The following is a 19726-nucleotide window of genomic DNA, read 5'->3' as shown; positions in this document are numbered from 1 at the left end:
AGATTAAGTAAATATATGACACCATCTGAAGATTTACAAAATAGCTGGTTCAATGCACTTCATGAAAGACGTAAAAATGCTCTGGGAGTTTTTAAAGACCCAGAGTACATAAATGTTTTCAATGGAGTAATTGACAAATATTGTGATTCAGCACATTTTATATATGAACTTCTCCAAAATGCTGATGATGCAAAAGCAACAGAAGTAGAAATGGTTCTTACAAAGAATCAATTTATCTTTACTCATAACGGTAAAGAAAGATTTACCGTATCTGATCCAGAAAACGCTGAAGAAGATAGAATGAATAATAGGCTTGGTCACATCAATGCAATTACTGCTATCGGTTTTTCTTCAAAAAATAATGTTCCAACTAATGATATTGATGACATAAAGATTGGAAAATTTGGTGTGGGCTTTAAGGCTGTATTTCAATACACAACTACTCCTGCTATATATGACAAGCCATTTTGTTTTAAGATAGAAGATTATATTGTTCCAACAAAGTTGAATGATACTACATTGCAAAGAGAAGGTAAAACCGTCTTTGTAATTCCTTTTGACAGAAAGGATATTGACGCACAACAAGCATATGAGGATATTGAACAGAAAATCTCATCATTAGACTATCCTCAACTTTTCCTGCGCAATATGCAGACTATTAGTTGGAATACGCCTACACAACGAGGAAAAATTGTAAAGCAGCTATTAGAAAAATATGATACTTATCGCAACATTACGACTGCTCTTTATGAGCTTAATAGCACAAGAGGTTCACAAAACAAAATACTACTGTTGTCAAGAAATGTAACAGTTGCTGATACTGATAATAAACATATCATCTCAATTGGCTATTTTTTGAATGAAAAGGGTCGCATTGATACAGAATGTCGTCCAAACATAAATTGCTTCTTTCCAACACATGAGAACATTGATACATGCTACATTATTCATGCCCCTTTTGCACTTGTCGATAACCGACAGCAAATTAAGCGAAATAATAATGTAAATGACTCACTGTTTAAAAGTATCGGAGAATTGGCTGCGGACAGCCTTGTCGTTCTTAAAGAAATAAGTATAAAGAATAAACGTCCCTTACTTGATGACAATATTTTTGCATTAATGCACCATAATCTAGAGTCTTTCGAAGAAAAGAAGAATTATTATTATTGGGAGCAGCCAGAAAAGAAGAGCTTTGTCGACTATTACATGAAGATAGTTGACAACGAACCTATATTCTTTTCTAAACAAAAAAAATATATAACTAAGTCTAATGGCTGGTGGGGAGATGATGGTATTAGAAAACTCCTTTCTACAGAACAGTTAGACTATCTTACAAAAAGTAAAAAGGACAATTATGTTAAAATTGACAATGAAGAGATTAAATACGACTTTATTCTCTGTTCATTAAATACTCGCAATGCAGAAGACATGAAGCGCTATGGTATAGATATAATGTCTGATTCCAAGTTTGCAGAATATTTGAATGTACATTTTATGAATGCGCAAAGTGAGGAATGGTTAACAAAATTGTACAAATACATACTCGATAATCGACTCACTGAAAAATATCAGAAAAATGCTGGATTAACAAGTGAGGCTCCAATGCTTAACGCTCCAATTATAAAAAATGAATGTAACGAATTTGTTTCACCATATAGAGGAGATAAGTTATACATATTTTTCAAATCTGAGAACATTGTTTCTCCAGAGTTTACCATAAACAGCAATTTATATGAAAAAAACGAGCAATTCCGTTCGATAATTAAGCAATTAGGAGTAACAGAGCCTAGCATCTATGATCAAATTCGAATTCAATTAGCAAAAGATCTTAACAAAGAAGAGCTAAATCATTTGCTTAAAACAATAATTAAATATAATAATGATTGTGATGAGAAAGCTCATCACACACTCTTTTTGTTACTCAAAGATAAGCTATCACTTTATTGCAAGACAATAAATGATATTACAGAAGAATCAATTCCATGCCATATAGATCAGATGATAGATGATTCTTCGATGTTGATAGAATATTATTCTTGCACAAGCATCAAAAACAAGCACTATATCGACAGAGAATTCTATAGTGAAACAATTGAAGCCGTTGGGGAAAGAACATTCAACAATTTTCTCAATGACTTTAACTTTTGCACTTTGCCTCCGGTAGTCTCTGAAAATGCATATTTAACAGAAGAAGAGCTTTCTTTACGTCCTGATAAATACTACTCCAACATGAAGGAAGTAGTTACTTTAGAGGGATTAAACGATGTTTTGAAGAATATTGTACAATCAAATAGAGCAAAAGAATTGAGCCATTATATTTGGGAGTCTCTTATTAAAATAATAAAGAAAGATCTTTCTACTAGTGAAGGAAAGAAACTTTTTTCAAATGATAGTGGAAGTTATCACTATTATAAGTGGCACACACAGGTTTGGCAAAGTTGTACACTTAGAGAATGGCTGAGACAATATAAATGGCTATATATTGATGGACAACTGAAATCCATAGAGGATGGGGTATATGTTGATGACCTCATACCTGAGATGTACACTTATAATGAAAGGCTTTATTCACTTCTTTTGATTAGAAATTCGCCAATAATTGAAGAAGAGGAAAGCATTAAACAAATGTCAGAAACAACTCAACAGAAATTTTTGTATGGCGAAATTGCGAAGAATAATGGTGTTTCTTCACCAGAGGAGTTGGAAAAAATAATTCAAGCTGGTCGTTCTGCTCTCCAAGCAAAGGAGGAACAAAAAGCCAAAGAAGAAAAACATGAGAAAACGTCTTTACAGAAAGACTTGCCAAAACGCGAGAAATCAGAGAAATTTTCCAATAAAGATTTCTCTGAAGAAAATACGTCCTCAAAAATAGAGAAGCATAAACAAACAGTTCCAAAATCAGCCAGTTTAGAGGATGTATTAACAGGTTTTGAGGAAAAGGCTAATCTTCAAAGAGAAGAGATAGAGCAAGTTATGACCTTGCGTGAGATGATAGAAAATTCTAAAAAATATTCATATGGCTGGCTTAAGGCTTTGATGACATTAGAAGTACAATCTACGGGTATTGAATCTGCCAGTGGTAAACGTTCTATAAACATTCTCTTTGATCGTATTATGTCTGATACAGAACATGTTAATCGGATAATACTAACAAGTGCCTCACGAAACATACCAAATATGATAGAGGATATTGATGGTATTCCTGTCACTTTCTTTTTCCGAAATGGCGAAAAGCAAACTGTGGTATTTGACAATGCTAGTGTTAAGGAAGATGCTTTAATCGTTCGTGGTAATAGTTCTTTGGAACCAATAATTAAGTCGATAATTAACAATATTTCCATAATATATCGTGCAAGTATTGATATTGAGAAACCAATTGAATTGATTAAGAGATGGAAAAGTCTCATAGAAGAACTGCCATTTAAATCGGATGACGAATCTGTCAAGGACAACCTGCGCTCTGACCTTAAATTCATATTTGGTCCTCCAGGTACTGGTAAAACTACTACATTGGCAAAACGAATAATAGGGTTGATGGATCAAACTAAACAATGCCGTATATTAGTACTTGCTCCAACTAATAAGGCATGTGATGTTTTAGCCAAGAAAGTTCTTGAACTTGAACCAGAAAATGATTATTGGCTTTGGAGATTTGTATCAACAATGGATCCTGAGCTTGAAGATGAAGAAATTGTCTATCAGCGAAATTCAGATATTATGCGCCAAGATCAAGTTTGTGTAGTATCTACAATAGCGCGTTATTCATTTGATGGTTTTGAAGATGGAATGCTTAATTCTATAAATTGGGACTACGTCATAATAGATGAAGCATCAATGATTCCACTTTACCAGATACTTCCACCTCTCTTCAACGAACAAAGTGGCAAAATCTGGATTGCTGGTGACCCTTTTCAGATAGATCCAATCGTAAATATTGATCTTTGGAAGGATGAGAACATATACAAGATGATAGAACTTCGAAATTTTGCAAATCCGAAGACAAGCCCCGTTCAATTTGACGTAGAATTACTGATGACACAGTATCGTTCTATACCAGTCATTGGTGAACTCTATAGTCAATATATGTACCAAGGCAAACTGTGTCATGATCGTTCTGCAGCTTCACATAGAGTACTAAATATGGGTATTCAAGAAAGCCCTTTGAATATTATAAGCTTTCCGGTAAACAAAGACTCAATCTTTGAAACAAAAAGGCTCATGGGTTCAAATATTCATATATATTCAGTACTATTTACTGTTGAATTTTTAAAATATATAACAGGGCAGCTTAGCAAGGATTGTTCAAATAAACCTATAAGAATAGGAGTCCTTAGTCCATACGGAGTAGAGATACAATCTATAGAAAAATTGTACAACCAAACTTGTCTGCCTTATTCAAATATAACAGTTGATTTTGGTACTTCGCATGGATTTCAAGGTGACCAATGTGATATAGTAATTGCAGTAATGAACCCTCCTGCTTCTGGGTTAAAAAGGAATGCAGAACTTACGTTCATCAATAAGCCCAATATTTTAAATGTGGCTGTAAGTCGAGCTAAGGATTATCTATTCATATTAATGTCAGGAAAAGAATACGAATTATTTCCTATGCTCCATGAATTGAAGAAGCTTGGGAAAATTATGGTTTCTACAAGATGCAATAATTTCTACACATCTGACGAAATAGAAAAGATAATCTTTGGCAATATACATTATATAGAAGATAACACATATGTAACGGCACATCAGACTACAAATGTTTATTCTGATCCGTTAGCAAAATATGAGGTTCGAGTTGATGACCAAGCATTAGACATTCAAATTAACAGATAAGTAATTAGAAAACAAAAGATTAACAAACTTCCTTATCATACCAGTTAAGAACTTTAAAATCAAGCAGGAAGAGGAAAACTTCCTGCTTTTTTTGTGCCCATACAAAAACTTTTTCAACGATGCAGATAGACTGCACAATTAAATAATACCTTTGCATCAGAAGTTAAACATTAATTGAAAAAAGGTATGGGACTATTCGATTTTTTATTTTCAAGCGGCGTTTCAAACTGCCAAAAGAAAGCGCATCGCAACGCTGGTAATAATACCTCAGACCATGAAAATTATGCTCGTGGCTATGAAGATGGTTATGATGACTGTTGCAGTGACCATGATTGTTCTTACAATGACTATCATGATAGTGGTTATTGCGATCGTGACGAGTTTGAAGGTTGTGAGAATGATGAATGCTATGACGATAATTGCGGTTGGTAGTCACCTTCATCAACAGGATTATCAAAACAAAACATAGAAAAAGTATTATTAATTTAAAAAGTAACATTATGAAAAAGTATTTATTTTTCCTTCTTGCCCTTGTGGTAGCATCTTTTGCATTCATATCATGCAGTAGTGATGATGATTCTGACAATGGAGACTATGATAAGTCTATGATTGTGGGAACCTGGGAGATGACAGCAGTAAAGACATCGGAGTCTGGTACGTATGTTGACTGGCCTTTCAGAAAAACTTACGCCACATTCAATGCAGACGGTTCATATTACGGCTCAGGATATTTCGGAACTGGTCGAGGAACATGGTCTTTGAAAGGAAATACACTGAATACTTATGTAGAAGGTGAACTATTTGCTTCTTATACCATCATTGCTGCGACTTCTACAGTTTCAGAAATGAAGATGTCCATAGGTGACGAATCCATTTGGGTAAAATGTAAAAAGCAATAAAACTGCTAAATACGTTTAGGTGAATTATTGTAAGGGTGCGTGGGAAATACCCTGGCATCCTTACTTTACCATCTGTAGGTTGTACACTATTTATATTATTATAAGGAAATAAGTTATGAACAGAATATATTTACTGATTATTACATTGTTTATGATGCTGGCCTCTTGCAGCAATAGCAATGATGATGTGGAACAGGGTGAAAACGGCAATACTAACAAAGAAAGTATTGTTGCATTATGGCAAGATTCAGACAAAGAACCTGAAAACGTTGTTTCTTTTGCAAAGGATGGCACTTATAAAATTATCCTAAAGAAATCTGCCTATAGTTATTTCTTCAGTACAGGAAGATATTCAGTCAAAGAAGGAAAAGTTTCCTGCAAAGATAACTTTGTCGAAAGTTCATCCAAGGAGTACACTTTTAGTATTGATACAAACGGAACTCTTCGATTTGAAAGCATAGTATTCAAAAAAGTAGGTATTGAAGAAAATGCATTAGAAAACAAACTAAATGGTAGAAATCAAAAATATGGCGGCTATACAATGGGTGGTATAGGCTACACATCAGGTGAGGCGAATTATTATGTAAAGTTTACAAACGACTATACTGCCTATAAAGTGTTTGAAAAGGTTTATTATAAGGAACCTTCTAAAAATAGTTCTAAACAGACTTTAATGCATTATGTTTATTTTGACAACCATCTATACTTGGCCGAAGAAGACCATTCATATTCACCTAAATATGTAGTTGATTTGAATGAGTCCAATTGTTTCTACTATATTAACGAGAAGGGAGAAAAAGTTTTGCCTTAGGGATTCTTTAATCTTGTCAGTATATAAAAGTGAAGAGTAGTGAAGAACAAAGTATAAAGATTATGAAGAAGTTTATCTTAGGTTTCTGCTTAATTGCAATGCTCGCTTCTTGTGGTAGCAAGAATGAGCAATGGGAATACAAAGTAGTAAAGGTTGCAGGACACGATGCAGAAATTGCTGCAGATTTCGGCACCCTGGTGTTCGCAAATCAGACTGCAATGTTGAACAAGATGGGTAAGGAAGGTTGGGAACTGGTCAGTGCTTACACAGAAACAGGTACGGCCTTTTCAAACTTCGGTAACTCTGAATACGTCACAGGTATCAGAGACAATACAAGAACTGCTGTCGTCAACTTCGTTTTCAAAAGAATCAGCGATGGCAAGGAAGAGGTAAAAAAGCCAGCAAAGAAAAAATAACAAGAAGAAATGAGATACACTGTAGTATTCATATTAACAGCATTGGTTCTGTCGTCTTGTTCCCATAAGAACGAGGCGATGGAACTTTCTCGTAATTTCTTCACATCGTTGTCAGATACCACTTATGGAAAGCCAAATGATTTCTATCCACTATATGACAGCTTGCATATAGAGGCAAAATCAGATGCTGTGGACATAGAAGAGTCTGACATCACTGTGAAGAATGATACAATAGCTGTTCGCTGCTATAACAATTATACTGATGCAACAGGCACATTCAAGCAGGACAGTATAACTTTGTTTATCGCTAAAGACAAAGAATCCTCCTGGTATATCTATGACTCAAAGGGGCTGATCACAATGGATGAAGATCAGGAATGGTTCGGCAGAGCGACTGGAGCACTTGGAAAGAAGCAACTCAATGATGTAGCATTGGCACAAAGATTGAGCAAACTAAGTGATTTGATAAGTACAAAGTACTGGGACACGTGGGCAGAACTGAGAACTAAAGTCAAGATAGTCAACTGGTCATGGGAAACAAGTTATGATGGAACCGCTCATGGAGATGCTCGCATAGTGAATACACTTCCCTACTCTATCTCTGGTATCAAGTATCTTGTAACATATTATGACAGGAGTGGCAATTTTATGGCTGAGGATGATGGCAGAGTCAGCAAAACACTGAATCCGAGTGAGAAATACAACTTCACATTCTGGAGTTCGAATGCCAAATACCAAACGACTGCCAATCTCAGGCTCGATTTCTCGGACAAAACAGTTCTTGAACTGATGAAAGAGAAAACATATACAGGAAAAGAATTTGCCGAGTTTATCAAAAAGAAATAAGTTTAATCAAAGACAGACAATGAAAAAGATAATCGTTTTATTCATGCTGGGGATGGCAACCATCGGTGTACATGCCCAGTTTTCTATAAGCAATTCTACTCAGCGAAGAGTAATTGTCGCTTATGAACTTGGAAGCGATGGTTATTACAAAAGAGTAACCAAGAAGTCGGTTGAGCGTGTTGACAATATTGTAGGTAGCTATGCTTATGACAAGAAAGCTCAAAATCTGTATGTCATAACGCCAAGCAGTAATATTGTGATCACCCTTACCAAGGACTACGCCAAGATCATTAAGAAGAACAAGTCCATCCCCCAAGTAGCAGAGGAAGAACTTGATGTACTCGTTCAGAAATATAGCAAACAGCTGGATGATAAATATACTGCACTAAATGAGACACGAACAAAGCATATTCAAGACTCCATAGCTAAAGCAAAGGCAGACTCTATAGAAATAGTGAAGCTTAAAGAAGAAAGATTGGCCAAACTGAAGAAAGAACGTTCTGACTATATGGAAACTCACAACTGGAGAATGGTACCGACAGGAAATAAGTCTCTGTATTGTGATGAATGCGAGAAATCATTTTCTGAAGATTCATTATTCACTATTGGAATCAAGAATGATACCATTTATTACTTCACAAGAACTGATGGAAGACTGGGCTACACATATATAACAGGACATAAAAGTGAACTAAGCCAAAGTCTGAAAGAATACAGTCCTTTCAGGTATCACTATGAAATATTCAAAGATAGCCTTACAGATGAGTTAGAGGATTATGACATGATTACAAGTGAGCTGTCATACCATTACCTTGACGAGTATGTCAAACGTCTCAAAAAGAGAGCACCTTACGGCTTCTTTACTGATTGGGGATGGGATTCAGAATATTCATGTATATCATTCCATTTCAACTACATGAATACCAACAGAAATACGATCAAGTACATCGATGTATATTTCAAGGTAACCAACGACGTAGGCGATTTGAGGAAGACCGGCCATTTTCAGGGCACTGGACCACTTCGAGAGTTTGAATCAGCAAGTTGGGAATGGGACACATCCTATTATTATGTGTCTGGAGATGCTTCAAATATGAATATCACCAAGGTGATACTGACATATATGAACGGTACAAAGAAAGTATTAACAGGCAATTTGCTTGTGTTTGAATAAACTATAGGGCATTTTCGAGCACTTCACGAACATACTTCAGAAGGATGACAGGGTCAAACACCTTGCCATCCTTTTTTGTTGTCAGGTGCAGATGAGGGCCAGTTGACATGCCGGAACTTCCAGATACCCCAAGCACCTCTCCTGCATTGACAAACATCCCCTTTGAAACCCAGAAAGCAGAAAGATGGCAATAGCTGATGGTATAGCCAGCTGTTTTGACTGTGACATACTTACCTGAGCGATTGTCGTGGCCAACACCAGTCACTTCCCCAGGAAACATGGAAAACACTTTCTCGTAATGAGCTGCCAGATCCACGCCGTTGTGCATGATAGTCTTGTGCTTCACCGGGTGATTACGCATTCCAAATCTTGAATTGATCTGAATGCTTTTCAACGGAAACGAAGCCCTGAGATAAGGAAGTACATCTTGGGAAGAATCTGGAGGCAGAGAATCAGCCTTCCTCACTGAGTCCACAGAAGCAACATGAGTTGTTTCTTGTGGACTCTTCTTTTTAGATATACTATGCTTCTTCACATACCCAATCGTATTGAATTGGGCATGTGAAGGAGTCTTTGCGGACATCATTGTCAGTATCAACATCAGTATTTTCATTGCTTTCATGTTGCAAAGGTAATCAGACTCAGAATAACAACACGAAAGATGCAACCACTTCCCTATTATATCTAACTTTATTTATGTTTATAGTATGATAATTGAAGAATAATCATACTACTTTCATAACTATCTATAAAACTTTTACTATACTAACGTACATGTTTAGCTTCTTCTATATCTACAATGTAACTTTGTTGTCGGTTTGGCTTTAGGCGCAGTCTGAATAAGACCTGTCATTAGGTCAGCCACCAAATAAAAAACGAATAAAACAGAAGCAAATGAATTACAATTTCGATGAGAACGAGATGCCTTATGGCATCCTTGAACGTTTCGGACTCACCCAGGCAATGATTGACGACTTGCCAACCGATGTCCTCCAGAACATCTACAATGGCCGCAAGTCGCCAGTCCTGCCAGTTCACATCACAGCCGATGATGGTGAGGAAGTCAAAGCACGAACCAGGTTCAGCCTGGTAAGAACAGCCGAAGGTGGCGTTGATGTGCTTTTCTACCCACAGCTCGATGAGTTAGACTTGAAACTCTTCAACGAGCAGCAGGAGAAGAACCTTGTTGCAGGAAAGCCTATCATCGGTCATTTGGAGAGCAACGAGGTTGGTAAGGAACTCGGCAGTAAGTGTTTCTTCCAACTTGATCCTGAAAGCAAGCAGGTGCTCAGTGTTCCAACCCCGGTCATAGGCAGAAACATCCAGTATGTAGCAGACCGCTATCACCTTACTGGCGCAGAGATGCAGAAGTTGCAGAATGGAGACATCCTTACCATCGTAGAGGATGACGAGGAACAGTCCATTGGTATCGACCTCAACTCCAACACCGGCATCCGTTTCGCAGCAGGCAACGAACTTGTCTGGAAGCGAGAAGCCAAGCGTGACTGGGATAAGTTCAACTTCGGCATCTTCGGCTGTTGGGCTATGGATGAAGACGGTAATCTCGACTACATCCCAGAAGAGAACTACACCGAAGAGATGTGGAATGAACAGAAGAAACTGGGAATGCGCATGATGCAGCGATAACCCAAAGTATTAACCCATAAAACAAGATTTCATGGCAAATGTAAAGTACTATCCAGAAGACGTGCTCGTGGAAAAAGTCCAGAGCGGAGAATATGGCTGGCTTGACTACATCAACCACCACTCACCTGAATGGCAAGAGGAATACACAGCCTTCTGCAAAGAGAAGGATCTCATTGTCAATGAGGAGTCGGCAGAGGAATTTGTCGATTGGAAGGGCGAGCAGATTGAAGCTGGCGAATAATCACACAGTACAGAATCAATAAACAGCATTAGAATATGTCAATCAGATCAAATGCATTACCAGTAGGCAGAGACCTGGCTCCTGAGCTTCAGGAGATTCTCAGAAAGAATGGTATGCAAGCACATATCATCAGACAAGGAGAAGGTTATCAGTTGGCCGTTCAAGGTCACGATTCCCCTCTGCTGACCTACGCCATCACAGCGCAACAGTACAGAGCCTTGGTTGACTGGGGAGCGAACTCAGCCAACAAGCAAGCCTACAATACCGTGGCAGAACTCGTGAAGAACGATTTCTACATGCCACGTGACTTCGTTCATGCCAGAAATGCCAATGGCCGTGTTGCCATGGGACTTCACGGCTACCGCATAGGCGTTGGCGAATACGGCAGACTTCCTTGGAACAAACGCTATGCCCACATGATGATGGATCCATATCACGGAAGATTCCTCGGTTGGACTCCACGATGCCAGGAAGGATTTCACATGCGCAGAGTTGGAGGAGCCATGTTCATGCAGGGTGCTCCAATCGTACCAGAACGTCCTGACGGCAGAATGAAGCCGGGCGAGTTGCAGAATGGCGGCTATGGCTTCTATTATAAAGGTGGTCAGCAAAACATGGTACAACAACCTTCGCAGGATGTGTTGGCAGACCTGCAATCAGTCATTACCCCTGTAGTGGTTCGTCCACGTCCCAAGGAACCAGCCAAGCCATACAACGAGCTCATCACCTCCAAGGTCTATTTCAGCAATGATAAATGGCAGGAGTGTCTTTCGTCTCATGGCATCATCGTAGATGCAGCCAACAAAACACTCACCATCCAGTCCACAGCCACCAAGCAGGACTTTGTCTATGACCTCACTGAGGATGAAGTGAAGAAACTGACCAACAACTCCATCAAGCAAGTACCTGTCCAGAACCGCATTGACATCATCAACAATGCCATCAGGAACGATTTTCAGGACAAACTGACGATGGATATGCTCAATTCCAAAGAGCAGATCAGCTTGAAGCTCAGACCAGAGATAGAGGCAGAACTCAACAACCGCCAGCAGATGGTGATTGACCAGTCACTCCCAGCTAATGGCGACCAGATTACTATCGAGCCAGAAGACCGCAGTGTTGCTCATGTAGATGGCAACAGCCTGTATGAGCAGAACGAAAGCAAGGGATGGTTCCGTGAAGGCAAGCATGGCAGAGAGGTTCAGGTTGATGACATCAAGGTTGAGCCAGTGCGTAATGAGCAGGGTGAAATCCAGAAAGACGAGAAAGGCAATGCCAAGTTTCGCATGACCGCCGTCATCAATGGAGAGAGCATCAGCCATGAGATTACCCAAAAGCAGTATGACAAGTTCATGGCTATAGATGACTACCACCGCATGAAACTCTTCTCCCACATCTTTAAGGAGGTGGATATGAAAACCATCCCTGGAGAAGGCAAGAACATCGGGGCTCAGATTGGAGGAGCTCTCCTTGCAGGACTTGCCGTGATGAGCGAACTGGGCAGAGACCGTCCAGCACCGGCAGTATTCGTAGAACACCATCATGACCATGCCCATGGGCCACATGTCTATTTCAAAGGCAGCGTGGATTCACCGCAAGACCTTGCTTCACGAGCTTTCGATGCAGGACTCAATGCAGGAGAACACGGTGTAGGCTTTGGTCATGGCAGATAAACAACAATTCACATTCAAGAGATGACAGACGAACAGACATTTGCAGACTACAGAAGCCGTCTTAACATCAAGGACGTATTGGAGGACGCAGGCTACACGTTTTACAAGCGTGATGGCTTGCGCTATCCTGCGTATGTACGCCTGGGCAGCGACGGAAAAAGAATCAGTGGAGACAAGTACATTGTCATGCCCAACAAGAACTGCTGTTTCCAACCGCCAACCATCAAGCTCTACTCTGTTACCTCCTTCATCTGGGAGCATCCAGACCTTTTCAAGGAGTACAAGAATGGCATGAAGGAATCAGCCCTTGTCCATAAGGTCTGCCAACGCCTGCTAAACATCCCGGTAGAACATCGGAGTCAGGAAGTACATAATCCAACAGTCAACAGTAAGCCATTTGACATCAATGACTACAAGATTGACCGTTTCAATCCTAAAGACTTCGAGTCACAGAAGCCGTTCTACGCCTTCTTCAAGTCAAGAGGAATTGATTTCGCCACTCGTTGTGCCTTCCATCACAGCTTCTTCCTCGTATCGAAAGCCGCCAAGGATGGCAGCACATATAAGAATCTCTCCTTCCCCATGCACATCCCTGGGCAACCAGAAAGATGTGTAGGCTTAGAGGAAAGAGGCTATCCTCGCAAGGATGGTTCTGCCCGAAAAGGTATGGCTACTGGTACCAACGCCAGTGAAGGATTATGGATGGCAAGTCCCAAGCAAAAGGCACTCCAAGATGCCCGTATTGTGCTTGTCTTTGAAAGCGCATACGATGCCATGGCATTTTACCAGCTGCAGATGCGCAAGGAATCAGGATTAGACCAGCGTGGACGGCAGGATCTGAAAGCCGGAGTCTATGTCTCTACTGGAGGTAACCCAAGCTATGGGCAGATACAGGGATTGCTGAAAGCAGCACCCCAAGCCACCTTCCACCTTGGCTTTGACAAGGATGTGGCAGGAAAGCAGTTTGTGGCAAACTTCGAGGATATAGCAAGCAAACAGAGTCCGGTTGCACCGGGAAATGTACCTGCTGACATGAGAGAGTTCATGGAAAGCTTCGACAAACAGCCGAAGACCATCAAGGAACTGTTAAGTTTCAACGATGAGAACTACAGCCTACTTCCCCATGAACTCAAACAGCTATACCTGGTTTACGATTCAGCAAAAGAAGAGGCATTGGAGTATCACTACTCTCCCTTTTTGTGTAAAGAAGACAAACAGGAAGCCGCTGACAAGATGAACAAAGCGTTCAAGGACTTTAAGGATGCACTGTTACAGAAGCTCAACCTGCACGAAGACCAAGACCTCACTCCCGTGAAGATTATTCGGGAAGAGCCATCGGAAGGCTACAAGGACTTCAATGACGAGCTTTTGGATAAGAAACAGTTCTCTATGACCGACGTAGTAGAGACCGCATTTGACGAGAACAGTGTGGACTTGACCTTTGAACGGCAAGAAGAGAACGAGGAAACCAAACATCATGGATTTAAACGATAATGAATATGGCAGACCCAATCAGACGATACAACATCATCACCCTACGCCCTCACTGGGCGCAGTATATCATCTCGCAAGGGATGTCGTTCATCATCAGCTGTGCCCTGTTCCTTGTTGCTGGCCACGACATCATCACCTACAAGATGCCTTTCGTGGTACTTGGAGGTGTGATGACCTGCATCATGCTCTATAGATGCTTATATCTCTACAAACTCAGATACATCATCACCTCTGAACAGCTCATCATCCAGCATGGAGTTCTGACCAGAACCAGTGACTACATCGAGCTGTACCGAGTTGTGGATTTCAGCGAGAACCGTGACATTCTGGAACAGTTGTTCGGATTGAAGACAGTATGGATATTCAGCGGCGACCGCTCCAATCCCAAACTCGACATCTACGGTGTGAAGGAAAGGTTGGATGTGGTGAGAATCATTCGTGAACGTGTAGAATACAACAAAAAGAGAAAAGGCATATATGAAATTACCAACAGATAAAAGAAGAAGCAAGGTTGTTGCAGCCATTGCCTTGGCATTGATGCTACTGCCAGCTATAGGTTATGCTCAGGTTGCCTCCAGCAATCCATTGGAGTATGTAGCCTTGGCTGAGGGAAACGAGCTTATCAACGGTCAGATCAAAAGCCAGATAGAAGACCAGCAGAAGACAGCATTCCTGCAGAACACCATCGCAGCCGAGTTCTCGCAGATTCACAAATGGGAAAAGAAGTACAACAGCTATCTGAAAACGGCATCGGGTTATGCTTCCACGTTGAAAGCCTGCACCTCGCTCTATGACGACGGTGTGAGAATCTTCATCAACTTGTGCAATCTGAAGAAGGCCATAGCAAGCAACCCACAGGGCATTGTGGCGACAGCGAGCATGAACAATCTCTATATCGAGACGGCCACAAAGCTCGTCACGGTATATACCACTTTAAAGGATGCCATAGCCAAAGGTGGCAATGAGAATATGCTCACTGGTGCAGAACGAAGCAAAACCCTCTGGGAACTGAACGACCGTCTGGCACAGTTCAACAAGAAGCTGTCAAGGCTATGTCTCAGCATCAGATACTACACCATGGCCGATGTCTGGAACAATGTCACGGCAGGAATGCTCGACCGGAGCAATGCCGAAATAGCCAGTCAAGCCCTTGGCAGATGGCGCAGATGTGCCAGAGTTGTAACACCATAAGAAATATTATTTGAGGATAACATTTATGAAACGTCTCTATGCTCTCATATTACTTCTCTTTTCTCTCATCCTTCCCTTTGATGGGGAGGATGGGAGTTTTCTCCGTGCACAGGGCAATGACCCTGTCCTGGCAGGTATGATATTCCAATATACCGACAAGGCCAAGAAAGAGTTGAAGCAGCAGGAACAGATGATGCAACTTGTATCTACAGGTCATATATGGATCAAGGAAGAGGTGGAAGGTACAACCAACCTACAGAAGGAGTTCAATAACTATCTTGACCGTTTCAACAGCATCATCAGCTATGCAGCTCAGATCTATGGTTTCTATCACGAGATAGACCGTCTCGTGGCACAACTTGGAACCTACAGCCACCAGCTCAGCCATCAGACGACCAATGCTCTTGCCGTGGCTCTGTCCTCCAATCGCAACAAACTCTATCGGGAACTTGTCATGAGCAGTGTCGAGATAGTCAATGATGTCAGGCAGGTATGCCTCTCTAATAACAAGATGACAGAGAAGCAGCGACTGGAAATAGTCTTTGGCATACGACCGAAACTCAAACTGATGAACCAGAAACTCAAACGGTTGATACGGGCAGTAAAGTACACCAGACTGTCAGACGTTTGGGCAGAGATAGACTATGGAGCCAGGAGTGAAGTGGACAAACCTACCATTGTACAGCGATGTAAAGAACGATGGCGAAGGAATGCAAGACCTTGAAGTAAAGGTTCAATATAATCATATAACAAATAATAGTACAATAATTTAAAAATAAAAAGCGTTATGGGTTGGGGTTCATTTTTGAAAGCAACTCTCCGATTGGGAGGAAGGATGACCAGTGCAACTGCACACACAGTGGGCAGTGCTGTGCTTCATCCTCAGCAGACCTTGAAAGGCGTAAGTTCTGCCACTAAAAGCGCAGTAGTCGGAGGAAGTCTTGGTTACATTGGTTGGGAGAAACTCACCACGGACAAAAGCGTTGTTGGCATAGTCAGCGATGCCGTCATAGGAGAAGACACCACCAAGAAGATTGGCGACACTGTATCAGGGATTGGCGATGGCGTAAAAGACCTGAAAGACTCTGTTACAGGACTCTCTGACAATGTTAATGGGGCTATCAGCAGCGTGGATTCCAAGTGGAGCGGTATGTCAGGCTTCCTTAGAGCCATGTTCTCTGGTCATGGCGGTGACATGTTCGGAAACTTCTTCAGCAACATAGGCAAAGGCAACGTTTCAGGTCTCAGCCTCGTAGGACTTGTAGTCTCTGCCCTCCTCGTCTTCGGTCGCTTCGGATGGTTAGGTAAGATAGCTGGAGCCGTTCTCGGAATGATGATGATAGGCAACAATGCCAATCTAAGCAGCCTACTTGGTGGCAACAGTGACCATAAGACAAGCAACCACAAGGAAGAAGAAAAGCAACAAGAAGTAGAGCAAACCAATACTGTAAGCAGACGAAGATAACAAACACTATAACAAAGTATTATACAATGCACTATACACAAGAAATGATACTGCATTCCGACAGTGGCTATTGCATGCCATTCGAGGAAAGAAACGGAGAAGTGACCATGTCCCTGGGCTACGGCAAACAGAAGCATCCGCACACAGGAGAGTCATTTTTCCATCATGGAGTTGACTTCAAGGTCAGAAACTACCTGCTGTCTGCTGTAGCTACCGGCAAGGTGACAGGTCTGGGCAACGATGCCAATCACGGCATCTACCAGATTACCAGATATGGTGACTATGAAGTGACCTATGCCCACCTGAGCAACGTGTTTGCCAACTACGGCAAAGAGGTAAAGGCAGGGCGAGTCATCGCTGTCAGTGCCGACTCCCTCCATGTAGAAGTCAAATACAAGGGCGAAGAACTCAATCCACTGGAGTTCCTCACCATGATCTATAGCAATCTGAAAGTGATGGAACAGAACGGCAAGCCAGGCGCTGCACCTCAGTTCGTTACCCTTGACATGGATGTTCATACAATGTATGACAAAGACCAGAAGGAGATTGAAGATCTCATGATGCGCTTCTTCCCCGACTACATGAGCGACATGACCCAAGGCATCTATGCCCTACCAGAGCATACAGAACTTGCACTTCGCAACATCTTCACCATGTCGGCCATGAAGAATTACTTCTATGAAACCCTGCCTTCCATGGCGAATCCATTGGGAATGGGATCAAGAAGCATTCCAATAGCCGAGCGAGTACAGAACCTCCTCATTGGAGATTTCCTCAACTATCTCGCCTTGCGCCATCAGATCTTTCTGTCAAGCATGAGCGCCATCGAAAAAAAAAAGCACAAGACCGGACAATAGCGACAAGCGGAATAGTTGACCCACTGGCAGAACTGGACATAGATGTTCAAAGCTTCGACATTCCACGCCTGGTGAGCGTCTATCCCGACAAGTCGGGAATCAGATGGTGGACTAAGGCTTGGTTCAACAACAGCGAGAAAGGCGAAGCTGCCATTGAGATAGAAAGAAATCTGGCCATCAAGTTCATCAACGACAACATCGAGAAGGACGAATGGCTGGAGGAATATTTCCCGAAACAGATGGAAGTCTATCACAACGCCATCGAACAGACCAGGGAGCAAATTCTCAACCAATTAAACTTGTAAACATAAAGCTATGGTAGAGTCAAAACAGGATAAAATATTCAATACTAAGGTCATACCGATTATGAATAAAGTTCGGAATGACCTACAGAACAAGCTTGCAGACGAGTTGCGGTCAAACTCCAATTCGTTTGCAGGCCTGATGGCAGCTGCAGCTGGACCTGACGGTGGTATGGCATCCATGCAGGCGCAAAATGACACCCTCAAATACACAGGCAAATGGACATCCAAGACCACGGAAGACTATATTGCGATGGTCAAGAAAGAGTTGAAGCGACAGCATATCACGGTCAATGCCTCCATGGAACAGAAGATGATCGACAAGATGATAAAGGACAAAATACCGAAATCATCCATCGACTACATCATGCGAAAGGCTGCCACCAGTACCATCTTCTACCTACCGCAGGAAGTCGCAAAATCGCCATTGGAGCACAAGATAGACTCGGAGGTAGAGAAGCGGTATAAGCCATCGTTCTGGGAAAAGAATGCTGGTATAGCCCTTGGCTCTGTAACCGACCTTGCCTGTATGGGAGGATTGGGAGGTGGTTTGAAGACTGCCGCCACCTGGATAGGAAGCGACATGCTCGTCACTCATGTTGGTGACAAACTCAATGACCCTTCCGATGTTCCTATGATCATTGCACCGGGAAAGGAGGATGAATACAGACGAACGCAGCAGGAAAAGAAGAAACAAGCGGAGCAAAAACCGCAGAACAAGCCACAATCTGAGGAAGGAGCACGACAGACTGAACCATCAGAAGAAGGGAACCAATCTGAAGGTGAAGCCAACAACACACAGCCCGAACAGACTAACATGAACGGTTGGCAAGGGCTTCTCACATCATTCGGCCTCAACGGTATCAGTGACATAGGCCATAATCTTGGATATGTATTGGGCATGCTTCCTGATATGCTCGTCGGCATGTTCACCGGTAAGACCAAGTCCATCAATATCAAGGACAACATGATGCCTATTGCAAGCATTGTTGCAGGTATGTTTGTCAAGAACCTGATTCTCAAAATGGTGCTCATTGGCATGGGAGGCATGAATCTTCTCAATAAGGCAGGACATGAAGCCTTGGACAACTTCAAGGCACAGGATCATCCGCAACAAGCTGGTGGCAGAGTCAACTATCGTATCTATCCCGAAGAGCCTCTGAATGCACGCATCCAGAATCCTGAGATAAGAGCCAACTGCCTAATTGCAACCATTGACAGAGTGCCCTGCACCATAGCCCTTCCAGAAAAAGTTGTGGATGCCTACCGTCAAGGAGCGCTGCCTCTCAACACCCTTGCCAATGCGGTATTGGCCAAGAACGACCAGATGCGACAGATAGCATCCGAGAAATACGAGGCTGGCGAACGACAGACAGTCATCGAGAGACCACTTGCTCAAAGATAACATAGAACAAAGATGAAAAGATACTGGTATAAATTCCGTGTCAAATACGGTAAAGCCCTTGACACCGGAAAGAACAAAAAAGTCAGTGAAGAATACCTGGTAGATGCCGAAAGCTTCACCGAGACAGAGATACGTGCCACCAAAGCTGCTACTGAGCTTATCGGAACCAGAGACTTCGACATCACAACCATCTCACGTGAACCTATCACGGAGATTCTGAAAGAAGATGAGAAAGAAGGCAACCACTGGTACAAGACCGTCGTCTCCCTTGTCACTGAGGATGAAGAAACTTGCGTAAAGAAGTTCTCACCACAGACCATCTACGTCAATGCTCCTTCGACAAAGGAAGCAGACCACATGCTACGTCAGCACATGAGCAGCAGTGTGACAGAGTGGGAAATCAAATCCATAGCCGAGACCAAGGTTCTTGGTGTTCTTGGCTATAAGCAATGATCACAAAAACATCATATCC

Annotated in this window: 20 protein-coding genes; 19 read left to right on the top strand and 1 reads right to left on the bottom strand. The window is 41.8% G+C overall.

All coding sequences use genetic code 11. The features are described 5' to 3' along the window. The first annotated feature begins 15 nt into the window (after positions 1-15). The 7 genes from KUA49_RS09280 to KUA49_RS09250 all read left to right on the top strand — a co-directional run bounded on the left by KUA49_RS09280 (position 16) and on the right by KUA49_RS09250 (position 8979). Positions 16-4833 carry a DEAD/DEAH box helicase gene (locus tag KUA49_RS09280; protein ID WP_218412863.1) on the top strand — a complete coding sequence of 1606 codons (4818 nt, stop codon included), beginning with the start codon at positions 16-18 and terminating at the stop codon, positions 4831-4833. 186 nt (positions 4834-5019) lie between these two features. After that, positions 5020-5265: a hypothetical protein gene (locus KUA49_RS09275; RefSeq protein WP_147347458.1), complete on the top strand. Its 246-nt coding sequence runs from the start codon at positions 5020-5022 to the stop codon at positions 5263-5265. Between the two features lie 68 nt (positions 5266-5333). Then, a complete protein-coding gene (locus KUA49_RS09270) occupies positions 5334-5732 on the top strand; it encodes a lipocalin family protein (RefSeq protein ID WP_118079476.1) in 399 nt (132 codons plus the stop codon). Between the two features lie 115 nt (positions 5733-5847). Then, positions 5848-6543, top strand: a complete 696-nt coding sequence (locus KUA49_RS09265) for a hypothetical protein (RefSeq protein WP_147347457.1) — start codon at positions 5848-5850, stop codon at positions 6541-6543. A 62-nt stretch (positions 6544-6605) separates the two neighbouring features. After that, on the top strand, positions 6606-6959 hold the full coding sequence (locus KUA49_RS09260) for a DUF4177 domain-containing protein (RefSeq protein WP_218412864.1): 354 nt from the start codon (positions 6606-6608) through the stop codon (positions 6957-6959). Between the two features lie 9 nt (positions 6960-6968). Then, a complete protein-coding gene (locus KUA49_RS09255; RefSeq protein ID WP_147347456.1) occupies positions 6969-7805 on the top strand; it encodes a hypothetical protein in 837 nt (278 codons plus the stop codon). Positions 7806-7824: 19 nt separating this feature from the next. Then, positions 7825-8979, top strand: a complete 1155-nt coding sequence (locus tag KUA49_RS09250) for a hypothetical protein (protein WP_218412865.1) — start codon at positions 7825-7827, stop codon at positions 8977-8979. A 1-nt stretch (position 8980) separates the two neighbouring features. Here KUA49_RS09250 and KUA49_RS09245 read toward each other — a convergent pair whose 3' ends face one another. Next, positions 8981-9514: a M23 family metallopeptidase gene (locus KUA49_RS09245; RefSeq protein ID WP_318331601.1), complete on the bottom strand. Its 534-nt coding sequence runs from the start codon at positions 9512-9514 to the stop codon at positions 8981-8983. 359 nt (positions 9515-9873) lie between these two features. Between KUA49_RS09245 and KUA49_RS09240 the strand changes: the two genes are divergently transcribed. The 12 genes from KUA49_RS09240 (at position 9874) to KUA49_RS09185 (ending at position 19707) form a co-directional block, all read left to right on the top strand. After that, positions 9874-10626: a DUF4099 domain-containing protein gene (locus tag KUA49_RS09240; RefSeq protein WP_118079466.1), complete on the top strand. Its 753-nt coding sequence runs from the start codon at positions 9874-9876 to the stop codon at positions 10624-10626. A gap of 31 nt (positions 10627-10657) precedes the next feature. Continuing rightward, positions 10658-10867, top strand: coding sequence for a hypothetical protein (locus tag KUA49_RS09235; protein WP_117695413.1), 210 nt, complete (start codon positions 10658-10660; stop codon positions 10865-10867). Positions 10868-10902: 35 nt separating this feature from the next. Then, complete coding sequence (locus KUA49_RS09230; protein WP_218412866.1) at positions 10903-12540, top strand: hypothetical protein; 1638 nt, start codon at positions 10903-10905, stop codon at positions 12538-12540. 21 nt (positions 12541-12561) lie between these two features. Next, positions 12562-14034, top strand: coding sequence for a toprim domain-containing protein (locus KUA49_RS09225; protein WP_218412867.1), 1473 nt, complete (start codon positions 12562-12564; stop codon positions 14032-14034). 5 nt (positions 14035-14039) lie between these two features. After that, positions 14040-14531: a PH domain-containing protein gene (locus tag KUA49_RS09220; protein ID WP_119229744.1), complete on the top strand. Its 492-nt coding sequence runs from the start codon at positions 14040-14042 to the stop codon at positions 14529-14531. Further along, complete coding sequence (locus KUA49_RS09215) at positions 14512-15225, top strand: hypothetical protein (RefSeq protein WP_218412868.1); 714 nt, start codon at positions 14512-14514, stop codon at positions 15223-15225. Before KUA49_RS09220 ends, KUA49_RS09215 begins: the two co-directional genes overlap by 20 nt. A gap of 25 nt (positions 15226-15250) precedes the next feature. Then, entirely contained in the window at positions 15251-15949 is a 699-nt protein-coding gene (locus tag KUA49_RS09210; protein WP_218412869.1) for a hypothetical protein, read from the top strand. Between the two features lie 63 nt (positions 15950-16012). Next, entirely contained in the window at positions 16013-16690 is a 678-nt protein-coding gene (locus KUA49_RS09205) for a hypothetical protein (protein WP_218412870.1), read from the top strand. 26 nt (positions 16691-16716) lie between these two features. After that, a complete protein-coding gene (locus KUA49_RS09200) occupies positions 16717-17547 on the top strand; it encodes a M23 family metallopeptidase (protein ID WP_218412871.1) in 831 nt (276 codons plus the stop codon). A gap of 23 nt (positions 17548-17570) precedes the next feature. Then, on the top strand, positions 17571-17852 hold the full coding sequence (locus KUA49_RS09195) for a hypothetical protein (protein ID WP_094880505.1): 282 nt from the start codon (positions 17571-17573) through the stop codon (positions 17850-17852). Positions 17853-17913: 61 nt separating this feature from the next. Further along, positions 17914-19254 (top strand): hypothetical protein, encoded by a 1341-nt coding sequence (locus KUA49_RS09190; RefSeq protein WP_256624856.1) that lies wholly within the window; start codon positions 17914-17916, stop codon positions 19252-19254. Between the two features lie 12 nt (positions 19255-19266). Beyond that, a complete protein-coding gene (locus tag KUA49_RS09185; protein ID WP_218412873.1) occupies positions 19267-19707 on the top strand; it encodes a DUF4494 family protein in 441 nt (146 codons plus the stop codon). Positions 19708-19726 lie beyond the last annotated feature (19 nt).

Source organism: Segatella copri (assembly GCF_019249655.2).
In the GTDB taxonomy this organism is placed as follows: domain Bacteria; phylum Bacteroidota; class Bacteroidia; order Bacteroidales; family Bacteroidaceae; genus Prevotella.
The sequence above is the reverse complement of the archived record's forward strand: the minus strand, read 5'-3'. Positions and strand labels throughout refer to the sequence as shown.